Annotated in this window: 5 protein-coding genes and 1 pseudogene; 1 reads left to right on the top strand and 5 read right to left on the bottom strand. The window is 66.5% G+C overall.

What is annotated here, in order from left to right; translation table 11 throughout:
- Positions 1 to 139 precede the first annotated feature (139 nt).
- The 4 genes from FJR00_RS15380 to FJR00_RS16695 form a co-directional block, all read right to left on the bottom strand.
- Positions 140 to 2,572: an FtsX-like permease family protein gene (locus FJR00_RS15380; protein ID WP_181409673.1), complete on the bottom strand. Its 2,433-nt coding sequence runs from the start codon at positions 2,570 to 2,572 to the stop codon at positions 140 to 142.
- A 65-nt stretch (positions 2,573 to 2,637) separates the two neighbouring features.
- Positions 2,638 to 3,381: an ABC transporter ATP-binding protein gene (locus tag FJR00_RS15375; protein WP_141339586.1), complete on the bottom strand. Its 744-nt coding sequence runs from the start codon at positions 3,379 to 3,381 to the stop codon at positions 2,638 to 2,640.
- A gap of 145 nt (positions 3,382 to 3,526) precedes the next feature.
- Entirely contained in the window at positions 3,527 to 4,147 is a 621-nt protein-coding gene (locus FJR00_RS15370) for a hypothetical protein (protein ID WP_141339585.1), read from the bottom strand.
- Positions 4,148 to 4,903: 756 nt separating this feature from the next.
- The gene (locus tag FJR00_RS16695; RefSeq protein ID WP_377466658.1) at positions 4,904 to 5,131 is read right to left on the bottom strand and encodes a lactococcin 972 family bacteriocin; all 228 of its coding nucleotides are present in this window, start codon (positions 5,129 to 5,131) and stop codon (positions 4,904 to 4,906) included.
- Positions 5,132 to 5,705: 574 nt separating this feature from the next.
- Between FJR00_RS16695 and FJR00_RS15360 the strand changes: the two are divergent.
- Positions 5,706 to 6,962: pseudogene (locus tag FJR00_RS15360) on the top strand (IS256 family transposase).
- Positions 6,963 to 7,066: 104 nt separating this feature from the next.
- On the opposite strand, the gene FJR00_RS16435 reads toward FJR00_RS15360, so the two are convergent.
- Positions 7,067 to 7,571: hypothetical protein (locus FJR00_RS16435; protein WP_238330543.1), on the bottom strand; the 505-nt coding region annotated here is incomplete at its 5' end.

Below are 7,571 nucleotides of genomic sequence, written 5' to 3'. Positions count from 1 at the left end.
ACCAGGAGGCCCTCCAAGTCATACAAGCCCCAATGGCTGACCGCGGCTTGACAACGCATAGGAGCAGCAGACCCAACGTCGGCAAAGCAGTAGGCAAATGAACGCAGCGTCGGGGGTCGCGAAGGACGGCAGTCGCATACTAGTTGGCCGCTAACCCTTGAGCCGGCGCCGTATTGGCAGCTCTGCGCGCGGGTAGGACACTGGCGAGAAGACCAGCTGCCAGTGCGGCCCCTAGAATCAGGGCGATGCGGACTGCCGGGATCGCCAGCTCGGTCTGGACCTGTTCCGGGAGGATGGTCTGGGCGCCGAGCCGTCCGTAGAGGACTCCGAGGGCCACGCCGATCAGGGAGCTGACGAGTGCGAGCAGTGCCCCTTCGGTCAGGAGCATCAGGCGAAGTTGTTTGCGGGTGAGTCCCAGCGCGCGTAGGAGGGAGTGCTCGTGATGCCGCTCGATCACTGACAGGGACAGGGTATTGGCGATCCCGACGATGGCGATAATGACCGCGACGGCGAGCAGGGCGGTAGCGAGCAGGACTAGGACGTCCAGGATCTGAACGATTCCGGCGCGTTCGACCGCGGGCCCGTCGATGACCACTCCCGCCTCCTGGGCGACCTGCTGCAGGTCGTCCAGGACCTGGACGGGGTTGACGCCGTCGTCGAGTCCGACCAGGAGCACGCTGCGGCGGACCTGGTCACCGCCGAGAGCGGCGAGGTCCTCATCGTTGACGGCCACCACTCCCTCGCCGAGCCCGAACTCCACGACAAGGAGCTCTCGGGTGCCGGACGGGCCGTTCATGGTTACCTGCTCGCCGACCTCGATGCCGTGTATGGCCTGGGTGACATTGCCCATGCCCAGGGTGCCCGGTTCCAGCGACGCTAGCTGGGTGGCGCTGCGAACGACGTCGGCGCTGTCGGTGTCGATGCCGATGGTCAGGATCGGGTCTTCCCATTCGCCTATTCCCAGGATCGTGGTAGGAACGGAGCGAGTGGCGGCTACGCCGTCAACCGCCGCGAAAGTGGTCGCCAGGGCCGGGTCGAGGGCTTCCAGGCGGGGCGCGCCGCCGGGGCTGGTGAGGTCGTCGGGTGCGGTCGCGAGGAGGTCGACCGCGTAGGCGTCATCGATTTCGCCCATCACGGTCCGCTCGGCCGTCGCGGCGCCCACGCTCGTCATCGTGATCAAGGTGACCCCGACGAGCAGGGCCGTACCCGTCGCCGCGGCCCGGCCCGGGTGGCGCACCGCGTTGTCGACCGCGAGTCGTCCCGGAACACCGACCCGCGCGGGCAGTGCACCCAGGACGCGCACTGATGCTGGGATGAGAACCACGGTGGCGATCATGACCCCGACGAAGGAGATCAACCCTCCGAGGATACCGGCGTTAGGGTCGGGCAAGACCGCGCCCACCACCATCAGCGCCACCCCGAGAACGAAGACAGCTCCGCCGGCCAAGAGGCGACGTAACCGCGGCAGGGTGTGACCAACCGCCGGTGCGGCGGGACGCATCGCCTGCAACGGCGCGACGCGGGTGGCGCGAGCGGCTGGCCACATGCCGGCCAAGACCGTGACGAGCACACCGGCGACCAGTGGGATCAGCACAGCCGCCGGGGTGACGGCCAGAGCTGTCCCCGTGGGGATCACCTCTAGCCCGGTGCGTCGCGCCAGGGTCAGAAGGGCAGCAGAGGTCGCCAGGCCCAGCAGCACGCCGAAGGCCGAGCCGACGACGCCAAGCACCAGCGCCTCGACAAGGACCTGACGGCGCACCTGGTTCTTGCTGGCCCCGACGCAGCGCAGGAGCGCCAGCTCGCGTTGCCGCTGGGCCAGGGTGATCGTGAACGTGTTCGCGATCACGATGGCGGCAGTGCCGAGCGCCACGGCCGCGAACCCGGCGGCCAGGGCGGTCATGAAGCCGGCCCCGCCGCTCGTGGCCTCCACGGCAGCCTCCGCCCGCTCCTGCCCGGTGTACTGCCAGGCCCCGGGGACGGCGTCGAGCAGACCGGCACGCACCTGAGCCACGTCGGCACCATCGTGGAGATGCAGGTGCAGCGCCGTGTAGGACAGGTTCGGGTCGACCTGGCGGAGCATGTCGTCCGTACCGAGGAAACTCGGACCCATGTTCAGCCTTGAGCCGGGTGCCGGGTCGACCACCCCGACCACCACGACGTCCACCGCAGGCGGGTCCGCGCCCGCATCCGGTGGTGCCATCCCGGACAGCGTCAGCGCCTCCCCCATACCCATCCCGGCCGAGCGCGCCGCCCTGTTGACCGCGACCTCGCCTGCCGATTGCGGCAGACGGCCCTCGACCAGCACCGCGCCCGGGTCCGGAGAGGTCCCACCCACCACGATCTCCCTACCCACCTGCAGATATACCTCGGCCTGACCCGCCACCCTGGCGACCCCCGACACCCCGGCCGCTGCAACCACATCGCTCGAAGTCAGCAGCGCGCCGTCAGCGCCGGTCAGGACCAGGTCGACGTCGCGCAGACCGGCGGCGACCGAGTCCTGGACGCCACGTGCGGCCGTCTCGATCAGCGACAACGTCGCGGCCAGGAAGGCCGTCCCGATGACAACCGCCACCGCGGCCGAGATGAGACGCCGTCCACGGGATGCCAACCCCGCCAGCATCCACCGCCGGGCGCCCATCAGACCGTGGCCAGGTCGCGGATGGCGGCCGTCACCGAGTCCGGGTCAGGATCCAGTACCTCCCCGGCCACCTGGCCGTCAGCGAGCAGAACTACTCGGTCAGCGACCGCAGCTGCGTGCGCGTCGTGCGTGACCATCACCACCGTCTGTCCCCACTCGTCGACCGATCGCCGGAACAGGGCGAGAACCTCGGCGCCCGTGACAGAGTCCAAGGCGCCCGTCGGCTCGTCGGCAAAGATCACAGCTGGTCGTGTCACCAAGGCCCGCGCCAGGGCCACCCGCTGCTGCTGTCCGCCGGACAACTCACCTGGGCGATGGCCCAACCGGTCAGCCACACCAAGAGCCTGAACCACCGTTTGCTGCCAGGCCTCGTCGACATCCTGACCCGCCAGGTCCAGAGGCAACCGGATATTCTGCTCGGCCGTCAGCGTCGGAAGAAGGTTGAACGCCTGGAAGACAAAGCCCACCTGCTCACGGCGAACCACGGTCAGATCCGCGTCCGACAACGCACTCAGCTCACATCCGCCAAGCAGAACGTCACCGGACGTGGGCGTATCCAACCCAGCGAGTAGATGCATCAACGTGGACTTCCCCGAGCCACTCGGGCCCATAATCGCTGTGAAAGTGCCCGCCAGAACCTCCACGGAAACGCCCCGTAGAGCCGCCACGGACGTGGCGCCCTCTCCGTAAGTCTTGAACAGGTCAATCGCCCGTGATGCCACCAACGCAGTAGTCTTCATCATGCCCTCCAGGAAGTCGAATCAATTTGTTGTGATGGCGCCTACGGCAGCCCTAAGACCGATTGCGTTACCCGCGACATCAGCTGGAGTACTAGAACATTGCCACCCTACCTGACCCTCGCCGCGGAAAATGGTAGCAATCCTTCGTTCACCTTCGCACACCGCCGGTCGATTCCACCTCTCCGTGGCGCCCGCTCAGGAACGCACGGCACGCGAATTCGATTAGGAATGCGGTGGGGACGACCAACATGGCCACAAAAACTATGTGGCCCAGTGCGCTGGGCTCCAATGCAAAAAGAAACCCATATGCTAAAATCAGCGCTGAAATCCATATTAAGGCGAACCGCCCGAACCACCTATCGCGTGTCGAGCGGCCCAGACGTGATGCGTGACCGGCTCGACCACGCAAGGCCTCGCCCAAGCAAAGTGTGAAGTAGGCCATGAGCGCCACTGCAGCTACCGCCGGAGAAGCGTGACTGAATGGGTTCCCAGCATCGCGATGCTGCACATCTGCAATGGCGACGAGATTATCATCAAGCTCCAAACTTTCCAGTACTGCCTCCAGTGCGTCGTAGGTTTCGGCAGCCGATCCGCGAAGTGGCACCTTCAGTGGGGCATTGACGTTCCCAGTCACGGTGTTCATGCGATCAATTTCTAAAGAGTTCCTCATTGTGACGACTTCGATGATTGGCCTATCAACAACGTGATCGGCGTGGGGGGCGACGCGCGCATCATGGCTAAAGGCCTTGGACCCCTCGGCGAGCCACACAATCTTGACCTCCTGCTTGGCCAGGTGGGCTGGTACCTCGAGACCGAGGACATCCCGTTGGGATCGAGGCGCCGACTCACTTCGGTACTCTCCGAAGTACGATCGAATTGGTGCTTCGTATGTCCTGTACTCGACGGGGACGAGGACAACCCATGCCTCTTCAGAGTCGGGCACCACGACTACCCCGCCTTCGTCCTTCAAGAGCCGCTGAGAAGCCAGATAGTTGGGGTTGACGGTTAGGATGTGTTGGGGAAGTCCGGTCACATACGGTCGCGGGGAGGAGAAAGCGGAAGCGTCAACATATAATGCTCCTCGGCTGTTTAGCTCCGCGTAAAGCGGACCAGCCTGCGCGACTTCGGTTCGGTGCCCCCCTGAGGAAAACTCCTCTGCGTCTTCACCAACCAACTCAGGAAAGAAAACGCCATAGCCTTCGGCAGGCGTCCCCTCCAGGCTTGATCCCTGTCCGGGTAAGCCCCATCCGGTGGGTATAGGCAGTGCCAGCAAAACGGCTACTGCAGTTACGACGCGTGCCACAACTGTCGCTCCCGACAGAATGTTAATCATGCTTACCCCCGCGACTAGAGTTCTCTTCGAGCGCCGCACATATCCGCCGCTGCCGATCAACGAGAATAGGCATCTCACGATCCACCCAAACCCGTGCAACGCTTCGGCGTTGAGCCGCGTACCGCGACCCAACGCCGAAGCCTAGGTTAAGAGCCTACGGTCATACCGCATGCTCTCGGTTGGGGACGGCCCTCACGTCCGCCAGTACGTGCTGCAGTCATACACAACCCCAGCCACGGCAACCGCCTCGGACCAGCGACCTGCCGCCTGCCAGTCGGAGTCTCGAGCAGAAGCAATGATTGCTGTCGACCCATGGGAGACGCCGTAGTGCATGTAGTTCGAATAGCACGCCTTCCCGTTCCAGACTAGGTAGGTACCGTAGTGCCAGTCACCCCCACCCACCTTTGCCGTCGCGGCCATCGCGGGCGCCGCAGCGCCTAGAGTGACCAGACTAGCAGCCGCGATCGCGGTCGTTCTCCGAAGAATGCTCTTCATCCCAACTCCTCTTCATTGATGAGTCTGGACAGTTCGCGGAATCGATCTGCCCCCGCAGGTGAACCGAGCCGTAACCGGTGTAGCGCGCTCCCCCCGCACCAGCAGACTACGCAGATGGCGGAGCCGTTTACTAGGGTCGGAGGTAACGAAACGGTACAGGTTCAGTAAAATCTTGGTCTTGCGCGCGGTCCTGCGCACGCGTCCCAGCCAGATGCTCCCTTCCCCTCCAGACCTCCACCCGCGTGGCGCTCTCACCGCACGCACGTCAAGACTGGGATGCAGGTTCGCGGCCATGTCCATCGTCACCAACCGCCACGGGCGTCTTACTCTAGGTTCGGCCCCCGACCGTCCATCCCGGTCACCGGATGCTCGCCTGGAGTGGAGTCCTGCAGAGTGGTGTACGAGCACCCGGGTGAGCGTGTCCTGCTGAGGTAGGCGCGGCCACCGGTGTGTTCCTTCGAGTGATCTCTCACAACCGACTCGAGAAGGAAGCACCACGATGGCCGCTGGCCCCATTATCGACCCTGAGCAGTTCCTGCACGAGCAGCTGGCCCAGGCCAGTCCGGACCTGATGCGCGAGCTGCTCGGCACGTTCATCAACAGCTTGCTCTCGGCGCAGGCCGATGCCGTGTGCGGCGCCGGCTACGGCACCCGCACCGAGACCCGGTCCAACCGCAGGAACGGGCACCGGCACCGGGACCTGGACACCCGCGTCGGCACCCTGGACGTGGCGATCCCCAAGTTGCGCGAGGGCAGCTTCTTCCCCGACTGGTTGCTGGAGCGGCGCCGCCGCGCCGAGGCAGCGCTGACCACGGTGGTCGCGACCTGCTACCTGCTGGGTGTCTCGACGCGGCGGATGGACAAGCTGGTCACCGCGCTGGGCATCACCGGCCTGTCCAAGTCGCAGGTCTCGACCATGGCGGCCGAGCTGGACGAGCACGTGGAGTCCTTCCGCACCCGACCCCTGGACAACGGGCCCTACACCTTCGTCGCCGCCGACGCCCTGGTGCTGAAGGTCCGCGAGGGCGGCCGCGTGGTCAAGGTCTGCGCCCTGGTGGCGACCGGGATCAACGCCGAGGGATACCGGGAGATCCTGGGCATCCAGGTCGCCACCGGCGAGAGCACCGCGTCCTGGCTCGCCTTCTTCCGCGACCTCGTCGCCCGTGGCCTGACCGCCGCGGGTCCGGTCGGGTTGGTGACCTCCGACGCCCACGCCGGCCTGGTCGAGGCGATCGGCGCGACGCTGCCTGGGACGGCGTGGCAGCGGTGCCGCACCCACTACGCCGCCAACCTCATGGCCACCACGCCAAGTCCTCCTGGCCGTGGGTGAAGGCGCTGCTGCACTCCGTGTACGACCAGCCCGACGCCGCCTCGGTGCACGCCCAGTTCGACCGCGTCCTGGACGCGCTCACCGAGAAGCTGCCCGCCGTCGCCGCGCACCTGGAGGAGGCCCGCTCGGACATCCTGGCGTTCACCACCTTCCCCAAGGAAGTGTGGCGCCAGATCTGGTCGAACAACCTCGGGCGGGCGGCTCAACCGCGAGATCCGCCGGCGCACCGACGTCGTGGGCGTCTTCCGCAACCGCGAGTCCGTCATCCGCCTCGTCGGTGCCGTCCTGGCCGAGCAGGACGACGCCTGGGCCGAGCAACGCCGCTACATCGGACTCGACGTCCTGACCCGCTGCCGCACCGCCCTCACCCCGACTGAGCCGACCGAGGAGGTGAGTACCACGCTCGTCCCCGCCCTGACCGCCTAACCCCTCATCGAGGGATCACCTCGTACACCACTCCACCGGACTTGACCCTCGCCTGGCACGTTTGGGGGTAAGCAAGCGAACCAGGCCCCCACGTGCCCCACCGGTTACCGGGAAGGACCGGGCAACTGCTGCGATCTGGGTCTGTCCAGCGGATGACGCTCTGCCCGTCGCTGGGTAGCGCGCAACCTCTCGCCCACTGAGGCTGGCGTCGGCACGGCGCCGACCGGAGGCGACGGGCGCAACCGTCGGCCGAGTCGTGTCTGGTGCGTGACGACGCCGGGCTCCTTCATGGGCGGTCCGGTGGGGCTGGGCTCGCTGGATGAGATGCCGTGAGCCGCGCGCCAGACGGCGAGATCGCCGGTCAGTCGGTCGTCGACGCCGGGCGGAAGGGTCCGCTGCCACGGCATCCGGTCGGCTGCCCCCGCCTGCCGGGCTTCGTCGGCGACGCGCTGCTTGAGGTCGTCGATCCGGTGGGTGAGCCGGTCGAGGTAGTCGCTCGTCTCCGCGTCCTGCCGAAGCACCGGTGGAACGTCGGGCAGCCAGGGCAGGGGTGCGGCCCGGTGGGACGGCGGGGTGGTTCCGGGGATGCGCCAGGCGAGGGCGGCAGCG

The organism is Ornithinimicrobium kibberense, from assembly GCF_006519705.1.
GTDB classification, from domain to species: domain Bacteria; phylum Actinomycetota; class Actinomycetes; order Actinomycetales; family Dermatophilaceae; genus Ornithinicoccus; species Ornithinicoccus kibberensis.
The sequence above is the reverse complement of the archived record's forward strand: the minus strand, read 5'-3'. Positions and strand labels throughout refer to the sequence as shown.

Bases quoted from the DNA above. Each gene is read 5' to 3' on its own strand.
- FJR00_RS15375 (WP_141339586.1), bottom strand. From the start codon at position 3,381: ATGATGAAGACTACTGCGTTGGTGGCATCACGGGCGATTGACCTGTTC.
- FJR00_RS16695 (WP_377466658.1), bottom strand. From the start codon at position 5,131: ATGGCCGCGACGGCAAAGGTGGGTGGGGGTGACTGGCACTACGGTACC.